A 19,052-nucleotide genomic window follows, 5' to 3' on the forward strand; every position below is an offset into this window, starting at 1 on the left:
CCGCGGCGGAGACGGCCGCGGCGGCTCTCACCGAGGCACGTACGGTACGGGCCGAGGCGGACGAGGCCGCCGCCGACACCGCGCGGGTCCGTGACGAACGGCAGGAGGCCGCCCAGCGCGCCCGGCGCGGCGCCGACGCCCTGGCCGGGCTCGCCTTCCGGCTCCGCGAGCGGTCCGGCTGGCAGGCGAAGCTGCGCGAACTGGCCGACGAGGCGGCCGAGTCCGAGGCACGGGCCGCCGTGTGCCTGGAGCGGGCCCGCGCCGCCGACGAGGACCGCAGGGCCGCCCAGCGCGCGGCCGACGACGCCCGTCGTACCGCCCGCGCCCTGCGCGCCGAGCGCGCCGAGATCGCCGGCGCCCCCGAGAACCTGCCCGAGCAGGGGCCCGGCGCACCGCGCACCGCGCTGCCCGCCCTCCGCGAGGCATATCGCGCCGCCTCCCAGCTCTACGAGAAGGTCGGCGTCGGCGCCGATCTGCGGGCCGAACAGGCCCGCGCCGAGAGCGACGAGAGCGCCGCGCTCGCCGAACTGGACCGGCTCACCAACAAGGTGCGCAACCGGGCCGCGCAGCTCCTCGAATCGACGGACGGCGCCGACGGCCCGTCCCGGCAGGCGGCGGCGGCCCGCGCCGAGTCGCTCGTCCAGATGCTGGAGTCGCGTGCCTCGGCCGCCAGCGAACAGCTCGGCCGCTTCCGTGGCGAGGCCGAGCGGCTCGCACCGGCCGACGGCGACGCGCACACCGAACTGCCCGAGGAGCTGGTGCCCGCCGACGCCGAGACGGCGCAGAGCCTTCTCCGTACCGCCACCACCGAACTCGCCGTCAGGACCGACGCGCTGGAGACCGCGCGCGGCGCCCACGGCGAACTGCTCCACGCGCACCGCGCCGCCGAGGACGCGGCGGGCGGCTTCGACGAGACGGCCGCCCTCCTGCGCGATCTGCTCCGGGGCGCCGCGGCCGAGGACGACGGGGACGAGGAGACATCTCAGCCGCCCGAGCCCTACCCCGGAGGTCTGCCGGAGGCGCGGCTCGCCACGGCCGAGGCCCGCCGCTCACTGCGCGCCTGCGCCGCCGACCTCTCCGCCGCCGACGCCGGTGTACGGGAAGCCTGCGACGTGCTCGTACGGCACGCCAACGCGACCCGCTACGAACAGGTGCGCACGCCCGCGCGCCAGCAGATCCGCGAACTGCCCGCGTCCGCGCTGCCCGAGCACGCCGCGTCCTGGGCCCAGGCCTTCGCGCCCCGGCTGCGGGTGCTGACGGACGAACTGGCACAGCTCGAACGCAACCGTGACTCCATCGTCGACCGGCTGCGCGGCCTGGTCGAGTCCGCGCTGACGACGCTCCGCTCGGCGCAGCGGCTCTCCCGGCTGCCCGAAGGGCTCGGGGAGTGGTCGGGCCAGGAGTTCCTGCGGATCCGCTTCGAGGAGCCGGAGCGGGCGGCGCTCGTCGAGCGGCTCGGCGAGGTCGTCGACGAGGCCACCAGCGCCGCCCTCAGGAAGAACTCCGATCTGCGCAGGGACGGAATGTCCCTGCTGCTGCGCGGCGTTCAGGCGGCGCTCCAGCCCAAGGGGGTCGCCGTCGAGATCCTCAAGCCCGACGCCGTCCTGCGCGCCGAGCGGGTCCCGGTCGGACAGATGGGCGACGTCTTCTCCGGCGGTCAGCTCCTGACCGCCGCGATCGCGCTGTACTGCACGATGGCCGCCCTGCGCAGCAATGACCGGGGCCGCGACAAGCACCGTCACGCGGGCACGCTCTTCCTCGACAATCCGATCGGCCGCGCCAACGCCACCTATCTGCTGGAGCTCCAGCGCGCGGTCTCGGATGCCCTGGGCGTACAACTCCTCTACACCACAGGTCTCTTCGACACGACGGCGCTCGCCGAGTTCCCCCTGGTCATCCGGCTGCGCAACGACGCGGATCTGCGCGCGGGACTCAAATACATCAGCGTCGAGGAGCATCTGCGCCCAGGACTGCCCCAGCCGGACCCGGACGGCGAGCCCGTACACGGGGAGATCACCGCGACACGGATGTTCAAACGGACGCCGGAGCCCGTCACCGAGTGACGGCCCGCCACCGGGCGACGCGACGGCGGTGGTCCCCCGGGCCCCGCCCGGCCGACGGGCCTCAGGCCTCGCTCAGTCTGTTGTTCCGATGCCGCCGGCCCCGCCGCCGTATTCGCGCGGCCTCACGCGCCGCGCTTCTCGCCGCGCGCCTGGCCCTGCGCCGCTCCCTGCGGAGCTGGCGGGCCGTGCTGCTCGGCGCGGACACCACACCATGGCGCTGGTTCCACACCTGGCGTGTGACCCATACGTCCAGCACGCCCCAGGTCGCCACCACCGTGGAGGCCACACTGCTCAGCACCATCGGAAACGCCAGCCAGGACCCCGCGAGCGTGCTGAGAAAGGCGACCATGGCCTGAATCAATGTCACCGCCGCTATGATCACCGCCCGCACGGCCGCCGTTCTGACCGGATCCGGCATGCGATACCGCGCCGCGGGCTCCTCGACCCAGAGCCCCCGGGACACCTCCGCGATCCCACCCGCCGAAGCCGCGTCACGCCGCTCATCCGTCTCCATGGACGTCACTCCCCAACCTGTCCACTGTCCGACTCAAGGGTGATTGCCCGTCCCGTCGCGCTTCACGCCGGCCATGGAACCGAATGTGATACGCGAACCGCCCGCGGCACTCCCCGCTTCCCCTTGATCCCCGTACTGTCCCCGCACACAAGGACGAATGGCGGCGCCCGAAGATTCCCCGAGAAACATCGATCGAATGATTCAGGCCAACTGATCAGGCCGGTACCCGTCGTTCAGGCCCGCGCCCGGTCTCCTCGCGGCGGACGCCATCTCGCCGAAAAACGGGACAACTCATGATCAAGGTGTCAGGCGGCGGTCGAAAATCATCCGGACGTGTCTTCGAGTTGCCGGTGTGACAGTAGTAGGCTCGCGCCGTTTGCTGACGGAGTATCTCCCGCACCGGGCGGGGATCGAGCTGGGGGAGGCCATGCGCTTTCGCGGGAAATCCATCCGCCGGAAGATCGTGGCGCTGCTGCTCGTGCCGCTCGTCGCGCTCACCGTCATGTGGGCGTTCGTCTCCGTCCTCACCGGCGGCCAGGCCAACCAACTCCTCGATGTCGGCCATGTCATCAAGAAGATCGGCCACCCCGTCGAGGACGCGATCCTCGTCCTCCAGAGCGAGCGCCGGCAGACACTCATCCATCTCTCCGACCCGCGCGCCGCGGATTCGCTGACCGAACTGCGCGGTCGCCGGGCCGATACGAATGCTGCCCTGGCCCTCGTCAGGAGAAACGCCACCTTCGCCGTCCGCGACCGGATGGACCCCATCACGTCCGAGCGGTTCAAGGCGCTCCTGGGCGCCCTGGACGGCCTCGACCTGATGCGCCGCTCCGTGGACGAGAGCACCGTCACCCGTGAGCGGGCTCTGGACTTCTACAACCAGCTCATCGAGCCCGGCCACAGCTTCCTGGCGTCGCTGTACGGCCACGAGGACGTGGACGGCGACAACTGGGGCCGCGCGCTGGTCGGTCTCGGCCGCGCCAAGGAGATGCTCTCCCGCGAGGACGCGGTGGTCGCCTCCGCGCTGACCGCCCGCAGAGTCACCGCCGAGGACATCCGCTCGCTCTCCGATCTGGTCGCCGGCCGCACCGTCCTCTACCAGACCAACCTGTCCGACCTGCCGCTCACGGACCGTGTGACGCTCGAACAGTACTGGCGCACCCCGGCCACGCTCGCGCTGCGCCAGACCGAGGACGACCTCATCGAGGCCGGGCCCGCCAACGACCCCAAGGTCGTCGACCTGGCGCACTGGCAGACGATGACCGCGCCGGTCCTGGAGGACCTGACCAGGGAGAGCGCCAAGGCCGACGCCCTCTACCGGGCGCATATCGACCCCGTGCGCCAAGGGGTCTTCATCCGGCTCGTCCTGGCCGGCACCGTGGGCTTCGTCGCGCTCCTCGTCTCCGTGATCGTGTCCGTACGCGTCGGCCGCGATCTGGTCCGTGACCTGACCCAGCTCCGCAAGGAGGCCCATGAGGTCTCCGGTGTCAGGCTGCCCAGCGTCATGCGCAGACTCGCCGCGGGCGAGCAGGTCGACGTGGAGACCGAGGCGCCCCGGCTCGACTACGAACGGGACGAGGTCGGCCAGGTCGGCCAGGCGCTCAACACACTCCAGCGCGCCGCCGTCGAGGCCGCCGTCAAGCAGGCCGACCTCCGGCGCGGCGTCTCCGAGGTGTTCGTCAACCTCGCCCGCCGCAACCAGGTCCTCCTCCACCGTCAGCTCACGCTCCTGGACACCATGGAGCGGCGTACGGAGGACACCGAGGAACTCGCCGACCTCTTCCGGCTCGACCACCTCACCACCCGTATGCGCCGGCACGCCGAAGGTCTGGTGATCCTCTCCGGAGCCGCGCCCTCACGGCAGTGGCGCAAGCCCGTCCAGCTCATGGACGTGGTACGGGCCGCCGTGGCCGAGGTCGAGGACTACGAGCGCATCGAGGTCCGCAGGCTGCCCCGGATCGGCGTCGGCGGCCCCGCGGTCGCCGACCTCACCCATCTCATCGCCGAACTCCTGGAGAACGCCACGGTGTTCTCACCGCCGCACACCGCGGTCCAGGTGCACGGCGAGCGGGTCGCCAACGGCTTCACCCTGGAGATCCACGACCGCGGTCTCGGGATGGCGCCCGAGGTGCTGCTCGACGCGAACCTGCGGCTCGCGGAGACCCCGGAGTTCGAACTGTCCGACACCGACCGGCTGGGCCTCTTCGTGGTCAGCCGCCTCGCCCAGCGGCAGAACGTACGCGTCTCGCTCCAGCCCTCCCCGTACGGCGGCACCACCGCGATCGTCTTCCTGCCCGTCGCGCTGCTGACCGACGCGCCCGAGACCGAGGGCACCGGCTTCCGCCTCGACCGCAAGAGGACTGCGAGCGGCGGACGCCAGCGCGGCGAGGGCGGCACCGGGCGGCGCACCGCGCTGGCGCAGGTCCCCACCGGGCGCGGCAGCGGCCCGTCCGTGCTCGACGGCCCGGTCGAACTGGAAGCACCCGTCGGCACCCTGGGCCTCGGGAGCGGCCCGGTGCTCGGCGGTGACGGCGTACTCGGCGGAGGTGACGGCATCGCCGATCTCGACGAGACCGAGAGTGAGCGCGGCGGGCTGTTCCGCGCCCGTGACCGTCTGCGCGACTCCGCCGGTGAGCCGGGGGAGACACGGGACGTGCGCGATGTACGGGATGCCCGCGACGGCGGCCGTGACTTCCGCGACCGGCGCGACGGCCGCGCGATCCAGGAGCCGCGCGGACTCCACGAGCAGCACCAGCAGGCCGCCGATCCCGGGTCCCCGCGCTCCGGGGATCCGGTGGGCCTGCCCCGCCGCAAGCCTCCGACCCTGGTCGTGGACCGCGGCCGGCGCCTGGACGAGCCCGGCCGTACGCCTTCCGCACGGGAGGCGCGGGACGCGCGGGAACAGAGCACGGGCGCGTCGGGCCGCGGCTGGTCCGGCGTACCGGCACAGCCGTCCGGCTCCGGTGCCCCGCGATCCGCCGACGAGGCCCCGCCGCTGCTCGACGGGCTGCCCCGCCGCATCCGGCAGGCCAGCCTCGCGCCCCAGTTGCGGGACGTCACACCGCACCGCTCCTCTGACCAGGCGTCGGCCGCGCCCCACGACACCGAACGGGACGCGGACGAAGTACGCAGCCGTATGGCTTCGCTCCAACGGGGCTGGCAGCGCGGTCGTCGGCAGAACGATGCCGAGGACTCCACCGGCCCCGGCGATACACAAGGAACCACACCGGAGGGGGACGGTCGATGACCGCACCGAACGCCGCAATACGCAACTCCACCGACCCCAACGGCTCGGGAGAGCTGAACTGGCTGCTCGACGAACTCGTCGAGCGGGTCGCCAGTATCCGCAAGGCGGTGGTCCTCTCCGGCGACGGCCTCGCCACCGGCACGTCCAAGGACCTCACCCGCGAGGACGGCGAGCACCTCGCGGCCGTCGCCTCCGGATTCCACAGCCTCGCCAAGGGCGTGGGCCGCCACTTCGAGGCGGGCAGCGTCCGCCAGACCGTCGTGGAACTGGACGACGCGTTCCTCTTCGTCACCGCGGCGGGGGACGGGAGCTGTCTGGCCGTGCTCTCCGACGCGGACTCCGACGTCGGCCAGGTCGCCTACGAGATGACGCTGATGGTCAAGCGCGTCGGTGTCCATCTCGGCACCGCGCCGCGGACCGGTCTGCCCGCCGGAGGGTGAGTGGGCTGGGATGAGTGACGCAGGTCAGGATCCGCAGCACTGGTTCGACGGCGAGGCCGGACCGGTGGTACGCCCGTACGCGATGACGCGTGGCCGCACCAGCAGCGCGACGCGCCACCGGCTCGACCTGATCGCGATCGTCGTCCCCGAACCCGCGGCCGACGATCCCGCCCGGGACCAGACGCTCTCTCCCGAACATGTGGAGATCGTGGAACGCTGCCTCGCCAGTCCCCAGTCGATCGCCGAACTGGCGGCGAGCCTCGACCTCCCCGTCGGGGTGGTCAGGGTACTGGTCGGCGATCTCGTCGAGAGCGAGATCGTGCATGTAACCCGTCCCGTTCCGCCGGCCGAGCTGCCGGACGTGAACATTCTGCGCGAGGTGATCAATGGTCTACGGGCGCTCTAGCCAGCGGCAGCGTCCGGTCGAGCCGGTGACGCTGAAGATCCTGGTCGCGGGCGGCTTCGGCGTGGGCAAGACCACCATGGTGGGCGCGGTCAGCGAGATCAGACCGCTCCGTACCGAGGAGATGCTGAGCGAGGCGGGCCGGCCCGTCGACGATGTCGACGGCGTCGAGGGCAAGACGACCACCACGGTCGCCATGGACTTCGGCCGGATCACCCTCCGCGAGGATCTGGTGCTGTACGTCTTCGGCACCCCGGGCCAGGACCGCTTCTGGTTCCTCTGGGACGAACTGGCCCAGGGCGCGCTGGGCGCGGTCGTACTGGCCGACACCCGGCGTCTGGCGGACTCGTTCGCGGCGGTCGACTACTTCGAGCGGCGCGCGATCCCGTTCACCGTCGCCGTCAACTGCTTCGAGGGCGCGGGCCGGTTCCCGGCCGAGACCGTACGGGCGGCACTCGACCTGGATCCCGAGGTCCCGCTGGTGATGTGCGACGCGCGCGAGCGCGAGTCCGTCAAGGAAGTGCTGGTGACGGTCGTCGAGCACGCCATGACGCGCGCGGCGCTGCAACGCGCGCACGCCACCACCTGAGCGGACGCGGCGGTACGGGCGGGGTCCGCCCTGCCCGCCGCGGCTGCGGTGTACGCCCGGTCCGGCGGCCGGTCGGTCGCGGGCAGTCGCGCGGACGGACCGGTCTACCGGGCCTCCTCCTCGTGCCGGCCGAAGCTGCGCTCCACCGCCTTGCGCCGCCCAGCCGGGCCTGGGAAAGATCTGGCGGTGCTCGCGCTGGTCGACGGCGGCGATCGCGCCGTCGTGGCCGAAGATGATGCAGCGGCTCGTTGTGGTGCCCTGGTCGATGGCGGCGAGGAACTTCTCCGTCATGACGTCCCCTTGATCGGTTCGGTCGGTCGGAAAACGGGCGTGCGTGAAGCGGCGTGCGTGCGGCGGGCTGTGCGAGGCGGTGTGCGTGTGACGGTGTGCGTGAGGCGGCGTACGGAAGCGGTGCCGAGCGGGACCGCGCTCAGAACGCGGCGTTGAAGACGACCCCGGCGAGAAGCCCGCCGATGAGCGGCCCGGCCACCGGGACCCACGCGTAACCCCAGTCCGAACCGCCCTTGTTGGGGATCGGCAGCAGTGTGTGCACGAGACGAGGGCCCAGATCGCGGGCCGGATTGACGGCATAGCCGGTGGGCCCGCCGAGTGACAGGCCGATGCCCACGACCAGCAGCGAGACCAGCAGGACGGAGATCCCTGAGCCGTACACACCGGCGTCGCCGGGGAGTTCACCGATCCCGATGCCCGCGTTCCTGCCGAAGGCGAGGATCGGCAGGACCAGCGCGGTCGTGGCGATCACCTCGGTGACAACGTTGGCCACCGGGCTGCGGATCTCCGGCGCCGTCGCGAAGACACCGAGCGTCGGCCGTGCGGTCGCGGCGTCGGCGTTGGCCCGGAACTGCGCGTAGTACGTCAGCCAGCACAGCACCGCGCCGAGCACCGCGCCCGTCATCTGCCCGAGGATGTAGAGCGGAACCTTGTCCCACACGCCCGTGTCGACCGCGATCCCGACGGTCACGGCCGGATTGAGATGGCCTCCCGACAGCGGCGCGGAGGTGTACGCGCCCGCCAGCACCCCGAAGCCCCAGCCGAAGGCGATCACCACCCAGCCGGCGGCCTTCGCCTTGGAGTGGTGCAGTGTGACCGCAGCACAGACTCCCGCGCCGAACAGAATGAGTACGGCCGTTCCGATGAACTCACCGACGAATATGTCCCCATTGCTCAAAGCGGCTCCTAGGTCCTGCCCGGGACCCGTCCGGCCCCGGTTCTCCCCGACGAGCGTGCTGAGCGCGCCGGGCGCGGCGCTGACGGCGAAGAGGAAGTGCCCACCGGCGGTGGTCAGCGGTGCTCGGCGAGCCACTTCCGCGCGATCTCGGCCAGCTCGTGGTCACGGCCCGCCAGCATCATCCCGATCATCTGCGCGTCACCGCGCAGCGACCAGGCCGGATGCCCGAAGGTGGCGGGATTGTTCTTCTCGATGAAGAAGTGCGCGGGCCAGGCCGTCCCGTAACCGATCAGCGGCAGGGCCGCCGCATACCGCTTCCGCCCGCGCGCCAGCGCGTAGGCACTGATCGCGAGTCCGGTGAGCGTGCCGGTCAGATGGACCCAGCGGGTCGCCGCCCTGGAGTGCATGGCGACGTAGTAGGGCCAGAACTCCTCGTACGAATCAAATTCCTGCTCCGCCATGAAGGCACCGTAACCGCTCGCGGGAGAACCGGATACGGGTGCTCCCGCGTCTGTTTCGGAGACGGGCGGCCGGAGCTCACGGGGGTGGTCCCGGCCGGCCGTCGCCGCTCCCGCGCGGGGTCAGTGCTCCCGCGCAGGGTCAGTTGCCCGCGACAGCGCGCCGGGCCACCGGGAAGTCGAAGTAGGTGTCCGGGAAGGTCTCCGGCTTATGGGTGAAGTGCCACCATTCCTCGGGCAGATTGGTGAATCCCACCTCGGCCAGCGTCGCCTTCAGGAACCGCCGGTTCGCCCGCTGCTCGCCCTGGACCCGGGGATCGTCGGTGTGGCTGAGCGTGTCGAAACAGTCGAAGCCGGTGCCCATGTCCACCGAGGTGTCGGGGAAGCGTTCGGCCTTCGGGCCGTGGCAGGGGGCCAGTCTCTCGCCCGGTATGTACGGCCGGGTCGGTGGGGCCGGCAGCTTGACGAGCGTGAGATCCACGGTGCTGCCCCTGCTGTGTCCCGACTTCTCCGCGATGTAACCGTCTTCGAACAGCCGCGACTTGTCGACGCGCGGATAGAACTCCGCCTTCATCCGCTCGTCCTGGAGATCCTTCGCCCATCGCACGAAGTGGTCGACGGCCCGCTGCGGCCGGTAACAGTCGTACACCTTCAGGGAGTAGCCCTGCCTGAGCAGACGGAGCTGCGCCCGGCGCAGCGCCTCGGCGGTCGGGCGCGTGACGATGCAGACCGGCTGCCGGTAGCCGTCCACGGGCTCGCCCAGGAAGTTGTGCGGGGTGAGGTAGCGCATCTCCTGGATGACCGTCGGCGCGACCGAGCGCAGGGCCACGAACTCCTTCGGCGCGGACGGCTCCGGTACGGACGGCTCCGGTACGGCCTGGGCGGCGGGCGCGGGCACGGGCGCGAGGACGGTGAACAGCGCGGCGGCGGCCGAGGCGGCCAGCACACGGAGCACGGACTGAAGTCTGGTCATGGACACCTTCGTCTATCAGCTCCGGGGACCGGTGGAAAGAGTGATCGGATACAGTCCGCGCGTGTCCGAGCCCCAGCACGTATCAGACGAGCCCGTATCAGAACCGAGGAAGAGGCCCGTGCCGTACTCCCACTGCGGAAGCTGCGGTACGCCCTATCCGGCGGCGGCCGGCTGGCCCCGTACCTGCGCGGCCTGCGGCGCCACCGCCTACCGCAATCCGCTGCCCGTCGCCATCGCCCTGGTGCCGGTGACGGACGAGAGTGGCGGCGGGCTGGTCGTCATCACCCGCACCATCGAGCCGGAGTACGGCGGGATCGCCCTGCCCGGTGGCTTTGTCGACCACGGCGAGGACTGGCGGCACGCGGTAGTCCGGGAGTTGCGCGAGGAGACCGGGATCGAGGCGGACAGCGCGGACGTACGGCTGGCCGACGCGCTCAGCTCTCCCGGCGGCCATCTGCTGGTCTTCGGTCTGCTCCCGGCGCGACGGGCCGATCGGCTGCCGCCCTCGGTGCCCACGGAGGAGACATCGGGCTGGCACCTTCTGCGCGCGCCGGCGCGGCTGGCGTTCCCGTTGCACACCGAGGCCGTACGGTCCTGGTTCGCAGGCCGCTACGACACCGCCGGAGGCGCCTGAAGCGAGGGCCTCCGGCGACGCGGAGGGAGGGTCCCGGCGTCCCGCGCCGCCCTTCCCGCTCCCGGCTCAGCGTCCTCTGACCCGAACCGGCCACTGCGCCTGCACCGGCCCGTCCTCCGTCACCCGTGATACCCGGACCTCACCGTTGACCATGCGCGAGGTGTACCGCTCCACCTCCGCCTTTTGCCAGCCGTCGCCCGGATCCCGCACCACCAGGCCGCCGCCCGCGCGTCCCACCGCCGGTGCCCACGCCTCCAGCTCGGGGCCGCCGTCCGCGCCCCGTACGGGGATCACCGCACCCGCCCGCGCCAGTACCGGGATACGGGAGCGCGGCGCGTCCAGCAGCACCTGACCGGGCCCGTCGTACGCCCGCTCCGTGGCCGTGTCGTACCACCGCCCGCGCGGCAGACGCACCGCCCGCCGGTCCGCGCCGCGCTCCAGCACCGGTGCGACCAGCAGCGCGTCCCCGAGCAGGAACGCGTCCTCGCAGTCACGCAGCGTCCGGTCCTCCGGAGCGCCCCACCACAGCGGACGCGCGTACGGCGCCCCGGTGAGCCGGGCGAGCTGGGCGAGCGTCACGAAGTACGGCCGCAGCCGCTCCCGTTCGACCAGCGCGGCCCGCGCGTGTTCCAGCACCTCGGGACCGAACTCCCATGGCTCCCTGCGCCCCGCGTCGATCGCCGCGTGGGTACGGAACAGCGGCAGATACGCCCCTAGCTGGAACCACCGCAGATACAGCTCCGGCGACGGACTGCCGTCGAAACCGCCCACATCGGGGCCCGAGTACGGCACCCCGCAGAGCCCGAGCCCCAGCACCAGCGAGAGCGAGGCCCGCAGCCCCGGCCAGCCCGTCGACACATCACCGGACCAGGTGCCTCCGTACCGCTGCATACCGGCCCAGCCGGAACGCGAGAAGAGGAACGGACGCTCGTCCGGCCGCAGCCTCCGCAGCCCTTCGAAGCCGGCCCGCGCCATGGTGAGTCCATACACATTGTGGGCCTCACGGTGGTCCCCGCCTCTACCCTCCAGCCGATGCCTGGCCGAACGCGGCAGCGTCGTATCACCGAACGGGGCGAAGGACACCGGCTCGTTCATGTCGTGCCACACACCGGCGAAGCCCTGTGCCAGCCGCTCCTCGTACAGACCGCCCCACCACTCGCGCGCCGCCGGATCCGTGAAGTCCGGATAGACGCACTCGCCGGGCCATACGACGCCCTGGACATCCCGTCCCCGTGCGTCCCGTACGAACGCCTCCGCCGCGGAACCGCTCTCGTACACCGCGTTGCCGGGCTCGGCCTTCACGGCGGGATCGACGATCGACACCAGACGTACCCCGTCCGCGCGCAGCTCCCGCGCCAGCCCCGGCAGATCCGGGAAGCGCTCACGGTCGACGGTGAAGACCTGATGCGCGTCGTAGTGGTCGATGTCGAGATGGACCGCGGAGAGCGGCAGCCCGTGTTTCCGGTATCCGGCGACGATCCGCCGCACCTCCCGCTCACTGCCGAACCCCCAGCGCGCGTGCTGCGGACCGAGCGCCCAGGACGGCGGGGGAGTGGGCGCCCCGGTCAGCGCCGTCCAACTGTGCAGCACCCGCGCGGGCGTTCCGGTCATCACCCAGCAGCGCAGGGGGCCGCCGTCCATCCGCAGCTCGCTCGTGCCGGGCCGGTCGTGCCCCGAGCCCGCGCCCTCCTCGCCCTCCCGCAGGGTGACCCGGCCGTCCCAGGAATTGTCGTGGAACGCGAGATGCGTCCCGGCGTCCGCGACCACGAGCTGGACCGGCATCGTCACATACAGCGGATCGTCCTCGGGACCGAAGCCACCGCCGGGATCGGTGTTCCACAGCCGGTACGAACCGTCCCGCAGCCGTGGCCCCGACGCCCGCCCGCCCAGACCGAAGAACCGCGCGTCCGACGCCACCTCGCTGCGCTGCACCCAGCGCGCCGGGCCGCCGCCGACCGGCTCCCACCAGCGCGGCGGCAGCTCCCGGCGCAGCACCACACCCCCCGGTGTACGGACCTCCACACCGCCGTGGCGTGAGACCGCCACCGTCACCCGCTCCGAGACCACCCGCCAGCCGCCCTCGGTGTCCGGCTCCAGCGCCGCCCGGGTGTCCGGCTCCGGCGGGGCGTCGGCGAGCGCGTACGAGGGCAGCGGCCCGGCGCCGTCCCAGCCCCAGAACACGGCGCCGCCCACCGTCACACACATGTGCAGCTCCGCGCGCGCGAACCGTACGGTGCCGCCGCCCGGCAGCGGCTCCGCGCCGCTGACCGGTCCCGGCACCCTGGCCCGTTCCGCGCCGCGCGGTGCCAGCTCTCTGGCATCCGTACGCCGCCCGCGCCACGCCGACCGCACGGCGCGCAGCCCCTGCACCGAACCGACCACTTTCATCGAACGCACCAGTTCACGACCGTCCATGCTGCTCAGCCTGCCATCCGGGGTAGGTGTGTGGGGCATCGTTCAACTCCCGTTCACCCGTGGCCGGAGCACATATCCGCCTCGCCGACCATGGGTGACCAGACCTGGTGCGAGGGCCGATCACATGGCATCGTCCGTGTCAGTCGCGTCACGCGCACACCCCGCACGTGCGCGCGACCGGCGCACACCAGCGTCGAGCACGAAGCGACGAGTACACCAGCGCCGTACATCGGTGCCGAGCCCGCCGGGAGACGCCCCATGACCGCAGCAGCAAGCCCTGCCCCTCTCTGGCGGCCGGATCCCGGCCGTGTCGCCGCGGCGCGTGTCACCCGCTTCCAGGCCTGGGCGGCCGAGCGGTACGGGGCTCCGGCCGAGGGCGGCTACGCCGCGCTGCACCGCTGGTCCGTCGAGGAGCTCGACACCTTCTGGAAGGCCGTCGCCGACTGGTTCGACGTCCGTTTCACCACCCCGTACACCCGTGTCCTGGGCGATCGCACCATGCCGGGCGCCGAGTGGTTCCCTGGCGCCACCCTCAACTACGCCGAACATGCCCTGCGTACGGCAGAGGATCCGGCCCGAGCCCATGACCCGGCCATTTTGTATATGGACGAGACACAGGAACAGCTCGCGCTGAGCTGGTCCGAGCTACGGCGCCAGGTGATCTCCCTCGCCCGGGAACTGCGCGCCCTCGGCGTACGCCCGGGCGATCGGGTCAGCGGCTATCTCCCCAACATCCCGCAGGCGGCCGTCGCACTGCTCGCCACCGCCGCCGTCGGAGGAGTCTGGACCTCCTGCGCGCCCGACTTCGGCGCGCGCAGTGTCCTGGACCGCTTCCAGCAGGTCGAGCCCGTCGTGCTGATCACCGTCGACGGCTACCGCTACGGCGGCAAGGAACACGACCGCACCGGCACGGTCGCCGAACTCCGCCGGGAACTGCCCACCCTGCGCGCCGTCGTCCATGTTCCGCTCCTGGGCACGCCGGCCCCGGAGGGGGCCCTCGAATGGTCGGCCCTCACCGCGGGCGCCACGATCTCCGACAGCGACAGCGACAGCGACAGCGACAGCGCCGAGGCCGGGGACAGGGACGTCTTCGAACAGGTTCCCTTCGACCATCCGCTGTGGGTCCTCTACTCCTCCGGCACCACCGGACTGCCCAAGGCGATCGTCCAGTCCCAGGGCGGCATCCTCCTGGAGCACTTCAAGCAGATCGGCCTCCACTTCGACCTCGGTCCCGAGGACCGCTTCTTCTGGTACACCTCCACGGGCTGGATGATGTGGAACTTCCTCGTCTCCGGCCTGCTCACCGGCACCACGATCGTGCTGTACGACGGCAGCCCCGGCCATCCCGGCATCGACGCCCAGTGGGGCGTGGCCGAACGGACCGGGACCACGGTCTTCGGCACCTCCGCCGCGTATGTCATGGCCTGCCGCAAGGCCGAGACGCACCCCGGCCGCGACCACGACCTCTCCCGCGTCAGATGCGTCGCCACCACCGGCTCACCGCTGCCGCCCGACGGCTTCCGCTGGCTCCACGACGATGTGTCCGAGGACCTCTGGATCGCCTCCGTCAGCGGCGGTACCGATGTGTGCAGCTGCTTCGCCGGAGCCGTGCCCACCCTTCCCGTCGAGATCGGTGAACTCCAGGCCCCCTGTCTGGGCACCGACCTCCAGGCCTGGGACCCTCAGGGCAAGCCGCTCGTCGGCGAGGTCGGCGAACTGGTGGTCACCAATCCGCTGCCGTCCATGCCGGTGCGCTTCTGGAACGATCCCGACGGCAGCCGCTACCGCGACAGCTACTTCGAGATGTTCCCCGGCGTCTGGCGCCACGGCGACTGGATCACCCTCACCGACCGCGGCTCGGTCGTCATCCACGGCCGCTCCGACTCCACCCTGAACCGCCAGGGAGTCCGGATGGGCTCCGCCGACATCTACGAAGCCGTCGAACGCCTTCCCGAGATCCGTGAATCCCTGGTCATCGGACTGGAGGAGCCGGATGGCGGGTACTGGATGCCGCTCTTCGTCCATCTCGCGCCGGGCGCCGTCCTCGACGACACACTGCGCGCACGGGTCAAAGAGACGATCCGTGCGCGGCTCTCGCCGCGCCATGTTCCCGACGAGATCATCGAAGTCCCGGGCATTCCGCACACCTTGACCGGCAAGCGCATCGAAGTCCCGGTCAAACGGATCCTCCAGGGCACGGCGCTCGACAAGGCCGTCAACGCGGGCTCCGTCGACCGTCTCGAACTGCTGCGCTTCTACGAGGACCTCGCCCGCACCCGCCAGTGAGGACCGCTGTCCCCGTCGTCTCCCCCTCTCCGGATCGCCGCCGACTCCTGGGCGAGCACCGTTGTCAGACCCCCCGGTTACAGTGAGTGAGCAGTGACCGACAGCACTCAGGGGGAGACATGGCACGCACCGAGCGGCACCAGCACCAGCGGACCGGACACCGGCAGCGCCCCGGTGGTACGGAAAGGCCCGGGCCCGCCGGGCCCGGACCACGGCGGACTGCCAGGACTTCGCGGCGCCGACTGCGCCGCGAAGTCCCCAGCACCGTCGGCCTGCTCGCCGACGAGCAGGACTTCACCGCGATGCGGCGCTACGGCACCTTCACCTTCGACGACCACGCCACCTATCTGCGGCAGATCGACGGACTGCTCACCTCCCTGGCCTCCCGGGGCGTGCACACCACCGTCGGGCTCTTCGATCCCGAGGAGTTCGCGGAGTACTGCGCGGACAGAGGACTCGACCCGGACTCCGCGGCCGGCCGCAGCCGCTTCACGGCCACACTCCCCGGGAGCGGGGCCGCCGTCGCCTACGCGGGCCAGCCCATCGACCAGCTGGTGACCCTGCTGATCGGCACCGCCGTCCGCAGGGCGACATGGGAGTACGCGACCACGGTCCTCGCCGACCTCGGGGAGTGCGCCGACTGCGGGCAGGACATCGGGCGCGCGGCCTTCGACCGTGCCTCCCACATCCTGCTGAGGCTTCTCGAAGCGGCGGGACCCGGCACACACCATCTCGTCTCCAGCGTCCCCGCCGCAGGCGAACAGCTGCTCGCCGTCCTCCACATCGACAGTCCCGAAGGCGCGCCCGTTCTGCTCGGCTCCTCGGAAGGCGCGGAGTTCGTCAGCGTGCTGGCCCTGGGCATCGCCCTGGAGAGCCCGGGCGGTGTCGTCCTGCGGACGACAGCACCCGGCACCGGCACACCCGACCGGCTGCACGGCTGGCGACTGGACCGCGGTGGACTCGTCCCGCTCACCGAGGCCGAGGTCTTCAACGCCTACTGCACGGACGCGGACACCGGAGAGCCGCTCTCCCCGGAACCGGGCGTGGAGTACCGCGCGGGATTCGCCCTCGGCCTCGACGACACCGGCACCCACCACTGAACGCGAAAGGGGCTTCCCGCCGCACACCACGGCGGGAAGCCCCTTCCCCGGATCACTCGCCGGACAGCACCGCCCGCGCGGCCGTCCTGGCCTCGTCCGCGGTGTCCGCGGCCCGCGCGGCGGCGGCGGCACGCTCACACTGCGCCAGTGTGTGCTGCGCGAGCGCCGACCGTACATACGGAATCGACGCGGCGCCCATCGACAGCGAGGTCACACCGAGCCCGGTGAGCACACACGCCAGCAGCGGATCGGAGGCCGCCTCACCGCACACCCCGCAGCTCCTGCCCTCGGCCCTGGCGCCCTCGGCCGCCAGCGCCACCAGATCCAGCAGCGCGGGCTGCCACGGATCCTGCAACCGCGACACCGCGCCCACCTGCCGGTCCGCGGCGAAGGTGTACTGCGCCAGATCATTGGTCCCCAGCGAAAGGAACTCCACCTCCTGGAGAATCGAGCGCGACCGCAGAGCGGCCGACGGAATCTCCACCATGGCACCGAACTTCGCGCCGAGCCCCGCCTCACGGCACGCGTCCGCGAACGCCTTCGCGTCCGTACGGTCCGCCACCATAGGCGCCATGACCTCCAGATGCACCGGAAGCCCCTCAGCGGCCTTCGCCAGCGCGGTCAACTGCGTCCGCAGCACCTCGGGATGGTCCAGCAGACTCCGCAGACCGCGCACCCCCAGCGCCGGGTTCGGTTCGTCGGCCGGGGTGAGAAAGGCCAGCGGCTTGTCCGCGCCGGCGTCCAGCACGCGCACGACCACCCGGCCCTCCGGAAACGCCCGGAGCACCGTGCGGTACGCCTCGATCTGCTTCTCCTCCGACGGCGCCCGCTCGCTGTCGTCCAGGAAGAGGAACTCGGTACGGAACAGCCCGACGCCCTCGGCGCCCGCCTCGACGGCGGCCGGCACATCCGCCGGACCGCCGATGTTCGCCAGCAGCGGCACCGTATGACCGTCCGATGTCGCACCAGGCCCGGTGGAGGCGGACAGCGCGGCCTTCCGCGCGATCGCGGCCTGTTCGAGCTCGGCCCGCTTCGCCCTGCTCGGCTCGACGAAGATGTCACCGGTGCTGCCGTCGACCGCGATCACCGTGCCCTCGGCCAGCTGCTGCGCACCAGGCAGCGCGACCACGGCCGGCACCCCGAGCGCCCGCGCCAGAATCGCGCTGTGACTCGTCGGCCCGCCCTCCTCGGTCACAAAGCCCAGCACCAGAGCCGGGTCGAGCAACGCCGTGTCCGCGGGAGCCAGATCACGGGCGATCAGCACGAACGGCTCGTCGCTGTCCGGCACACCCGGCATCGGAACGCCCAGCAAACGCGCGACGATACGATTCCGCACGTCGTCCAGGTCCGCGACCCGCCCGGCCAGGTACTCCCCGGCATTGGCGAGCAGCGCGCGGTACGAGGCGAACGCGTCGTACACACCGCGCTCGGCGGTGCTCCCGACCGCGATCCGCCGGTCCACATCGGCCATCAACTCAGGGTCCTGCGCCATCATCGCCTGGGCCTCGAGAACGCCCTGAGCCTCTCCGCCGGCCAGATTGCCGCGAGCGATCAGATCGGCCGCCACCGCCTCCACGGCCCGACGGGCCCGCCCCTGCTCGCGCTCCGCCTCCTCCGCCGGGATCCGCTCGGCCGGCGGTTCGAGCATCGCGGTCCCCATGTGCCTGACCTCGCCGATCGCCACTCCGTGGCTGACGCCGACGCCTCGCAGCGTTGTCTCCATCTCACCCGTCTCCGGTTATGCGGCGATCGGGTCGCCGCGAGGGAAGTACGACAAGCGCACCGCGCTCGTCCCTGACATACGGCATCGGCGTCACTGCCAGCCGAAGAGTGTGTCGCCGGTCCTCACTTCGCCGTCCTCCCGGATGCCGGAGAGCGAGTCGGCCGTGGCATCGAGCGCCACGACGGGGCAGACCGGCGACTTGCCGGACTCCTCGACGGCGACCGGATTCCAGCGCACGACTCCCTGCCCGCGCGTGACCGTGTCCCCCTTGCTGACGAGCAGCTCGAATCCCTCACCGTTGAGCTGGACGGTGTCGATCCCCAGATGCGTCAGTACTCCACGACCGTCGGGGTCGACGACGACGAAGGCGTGCGGATGCAGCGACACCACGACACCGTCGACCGGAGAGACGGCCTCGCCGGGCTCCCGGACCGGATCGATGGCCATCCCCGGTCCGACCATCGCGCCGGCGAAGACCGGATCGGGCACGGCACCGAGCCCGATGGCACGGCCGGAGAGTGGGGCGGTCACGGTGGTCATACGGAGCCTCCCAGGAGGGCGGGGATCAAGGCCGCCGTCACCGCCTGTGATGGGACGACGTGCTGTTCAGAAGGGTAAGTCATAGGAAGTGCCGATTCTGTGGGAGACCAGCCGGTTGGCGGACCTCGGAGGAGACCGGAAACGATTTGCCTGCGTCGGTGGACCGCATGTAGGGTCGTACTCCTGCCCGGCCCCGAAGCGACTTCGAGTCGTGGGGTCGGTGGCATCTATCAATTCTTGATCGTTCTTCGGACATCGCATCCGCATGCCTGCGAATCGGTGGTCAGGGAGAGGGAAAAGGACTGATAGAGTCGGAGACGCAAGACAGCAACACCGAAGGGAAATGCCCGGAGGAAAGCCCGTGAGGGTGAGTACGAAGGAAGCGTCCGTTCCTTGAGAACTCAACAGCGTGCCAAAAGTCAACGCCAAATATGTTGATACCCCGGCCTGCCAATACTTTTGGCGGGTTGAGGTTCCT

15 protein-coding genes and 1 pseudogene are annotated in these 19,052 nt (G+C 71.4%); 8 read left to right on the forward strand and 8 right to left on the reverse strand.

Features of this window, described 5'->3' with window-relative positions:
• The coding region (locus BFF77_RS29490) for a coiled-coil domain-containing protein (RefSeq protein WP_483855219.1) at positions 1-2,063 on the forward strand (2,063 nt) is incomplete at its 5' end.
• A 61-nt stretch (positions 2,064-2,124) separates the two neighbouring features.
• Here BFF77_RS29490 and BFF77_RS29495 read toward each other — a convergent pair.
• Positions 2,125-2,577, reverse strand: a complete 453-nt coding sequence (locus tag BFF77_RS29495) for a hypothetical protein (protein ID WP_066955965.1) — start codon at positions 2,575-2,577, stop codon at positions 2,125-2,127.
• Positions 2,578-3,004: 427 nt separating this feature from the next.
• Between BFF77_RS29495 and BFF77_RS29500 the strand changes: the two genes are divergently transcribed.
• From BFF77_RS29500 to BFF77_RS29515, 4 genes are read left to right on the forward strand one after another with little or no spacing between them, the layout of a single operon-like run.
• Positions 3,005-5,824 carry a sensor histidine kinase gene (locus BFF77_RS29500; protein WP_066955999.1) on the forward strand — a complete coding sequence of 940 codons (2,820 nt, stop codon included), beginning with the start codon at positions 3,005-3,007 and terminating at the stop codon, positions 5,822-5,824.
• Positions 5,821-6,264, forward strand: coding sequence for a roadblock/LC7 domain-containing protein (locus tag BFF77_RS29505; RefSeq protein ID WP_066955972.1), 444 nt, complete (start codon positions 5,821-5,823; stop codon positions 6,262-6,264). The genes BFF77_RS29500 and BFF77_RS29505 overlap by 4 nt, the downstream gene beginning before the upstream one ends.
• Before the next feature lie 10 nt (positions 6,265-6,274).
• On the forward strand, positions 6,275-6,670 hold the full coding sequence (locus BFF77_RS29510; protein ID WP_066955975.1) for a DUF742 domain-containing protein: 396 nt from the start codon (positions 6,275-6,277) through the stop codon (positions 6,668-6,670).
• Positions 6,651-7,256 (forward strand): GTP-binding protein, encoded by a 606-nt coding sequence (locus BFF77_RS29515; protein ID WP_066955978.1) that lies wholly within the window; start codon positions 6,651-6,653, stop codon positions 7,254-7,256. Before BFF77_RS29510 ends, BFF77_RS29515 begins: the two co-directional genes overlap by 20 nt.
• Positions 7,257-7,415: 159 nt before the next feature.
• Here the strand turns inward: BFF77_RS29515 and BFF77_RS34880 are convergent.
• The 4 genes and pseudogenes from BFF77_RS34880 to BFF77_RS29530 form a co-directional block, all read right to left on the reverse strand.
• A pseudogene (locus BFF77_RS34880) lies at positions 7,416-7,547 on the reverse strand (FGGY family carbohydrate kinase); the annotation flags it as partial.
• 139 nt (positions 7,548-7,686) lie between these two features.
• Positions 7,687-8,445 (reverse strand): MIP/aquaporin family protein, encoded by a 759-nt coding sequence (locus BFF77_RS29520; protein WP_066955980.1) that lies wholly within the window; start codon positions 8,443-8,445, stop codon positions 7,687-7,689.
• 113 nt (positions 8,446-8,558) lie between these two features.
• Positions 8,559-8,906 (reverse strand): Mpo1-like protein, encoded by a 348-nt coding sequence (locus BFF77_RS29525; protein ID WP_066955983.1) that lies wholly within the window; start codon positions 8,904-8,906, stop codon positions 8,559-8,561.
• A 139-nt stretch (positions 8,907-9,045) separates the two neighbouring features.
• Positions 9,046-9,876, reverse strand: coding sequence for a M15 family metallopeptidase (locus BFF77_RS29530; RefSeq protein WP_079125603.1), 831 nt, complete (start codon positions 9,874-9,876; stop codon positions 9,046-9,048).
• A gap of 61 nt (positions 9,877-9,937) precedes the next feature.
• Between BFF77_RS29530 and BFF77_RS29535 the strand changes: the two genes are divergently transcribed.
• Positions 9,938-10,510 (forward strand): NUDIX domain-containing protein, encoded by a 573-nt coding sequence (locus tag BFF77_RS29535; RefSeq protein ID WP_066956006.1) that lies wholly within the window; start codon positions 9,938-9,940, stop codon positions 10,508-10,510.
• Positions 10,511-10,576: 66 nt separating this feature from the next.
• Here BFF77_RS29535 and BFF77_RS29540 read toward each other — a convergent pair whose 3' ends face one another.
• Complete coding sequence (locus tag BFF77_RS29540) at positions 10,577-12,925, reverse strand: glycoside hydrolase family 31 protein (protein ID WP_066955986.1); 2,349 nt, start codon at positions 12,923-12,925, stop codon at positions 10,577-10,579.
• Between the two features lie 258 nt (positions 12,926-13,183).
• Between BFF77_RS29540 and BFF77_RS29545 the strand changes: the two genes are divergently transcribed.
• Both BFF77_RS29545 and BFF77_RS29550 read left to right on the forward strand, forming a co-directional pair.
• The gene (locus tag BFF77_RS29545) at positions 13,184-15,211 is read left to right on the forward strand and encodes an acetoacetate--CoA ligase (protein ID WP_066955989.1); all 2,028 of its coding nucleotides are present in this window, start codon (positions 13,184-13,186) and stop codon (positions 15,209-15,211) included.
• Positions 15,212-15,330: 119 nt separating this feature from the next.
• A complete protein-coding gene (locus BFF77_RS29550) occupies positions 15,331-16,311 on the forward strand; it encodes a hypothetical protein (protein WP_066955992.1) in 981 nt (326 codons plus the stop codon).
• Positions 16,312-16,363: 52 nt separating this feature from the next.
• Here the strand turns inward: BFF77_RS29550 and ptsP are convergent, their stop codons facing one another.
• Together ptsP and BFF77_RS29560 are read right to left on the reverse strand one after the other, a co-directional pair.
• The gene (gene ptsP / locus BFF77_RS29555) at positions 16,364-18,034 is read right to left on the reverse strand and encodes a phosphoenolpyruvate--protein phosphotransferase (RefSeq protein ID WP_066955995.1); all 1,671 of its coding nucleotides are present in this window, start codon (positions 18,032-18,034) and stop codon (positions 16,364-16,366) included.
• A gap of 90 nt (positions 18,035-18,124) precedes the next feature.
• On the reverse strand, positions 18,125-18,574 hold the full coding sequence (locus BFF77_RS29560) for a PTS sugar transporter subunit IIA (RefSeq protein ID WP_066955997.1): 450 nt from the start codon (positions 18,572-18,574) through the stop codon (positions 18,125-18,127).
• Positions 18,575-19,052: the final 478 nt, after the last annotated feature.

Origin of the sequence: Streptomyces lushanensis (assembly GCF_001700515.1) — a bacterium.
GTDB lineage: Bacteria > Actinomycetota > Actinomycetes > Streptomycetales > Streptomycetaceae > Streptomyces > Streptomyces lushanensis.

Coding starts and splice junctions, on each gene's coding strand:
- BFF77_RS29560 (WP_066955997.1), bottom strand. CDS start 18,574: ATGACCACCGTGACCGCCCCACTCTCCGGCCGTGCCATCGGGCTCGGT.
- BFF77_RS29545 (WP_066955989.1), top strand. CDS start 13,184: ATGACCGCAGCAGCAAGCCCTGCCCCTCTCTGGCGGCCGGATCCCGGC.
- ptsP (WP_066955995.1), bottom strand. CDS start 18,034: ATGGAGACAACGCTGCGAGGCGTCGGCGTCAGCCACGGAGTGGCGATC.
- BFF77_RS29500 (WP_066955999.1), top strand. CDS start 3,005: ATGCGCTTTCGCGGGAAATCCATCCGCCGGAAGATCGTGGCGCTGCTG.
- BFF77_RS29530 (WP_079125603.1), bottom strand. CDS start 9,876: ATGACCAGACTTCAGTCCGTGCTCCGTGTGCTGGCCGCCTCGGCCGCC.
- BFF77_RS29525 (WP_066955983.1), bottom strand. CDS start 8,906: ATGGCGGAGCAGGAATTTGATTCGTACGAGGAGTTCTGGCCCTACTAC.
- BFF77_RS29515 (WP_066955978.1), top strand. CDS start 6,651: ATGGTCTACGGGCGCTCTAGCCAGCGGCAGCGTCCGGTCGAGCCGGTG.
- BFF77_RS29495 (WP_066955965.1), bottom strand. CDS start 2,577: ATGGAGACGGATGAGCGGCGTGACGCGGCTTCGGCGGGTGGGATCGCG.
- BFF77_RS29550 (WP_066955992.1), top strand. CDS start 15,331: ATGGCACGCACCGAGCGGCACCAGCACCAGCGGACCGGACACCGGCAG.
- BFF77_RS29510 (WP_066955975.1), top strand. CDS start 6,275: ATGAGTGACGCAGGTCAGGATCCGCAGCACTGGTTCGACGGCGAGGCC.
- BFF77_RS29505 (WP_066955972.1), top strand. CDS start 5,821: ATGACCGCACCGAACGCCGCAATACGCAACTCCACCGACCCCAACGGC.
- BFF77_RS29540 (WP_066955986.1), bottom strand. CDS start 12,925: ATGGACGGTCGTGAACTGGTGCGTTCGATGAAAGTGGTCGGTTCGGTG.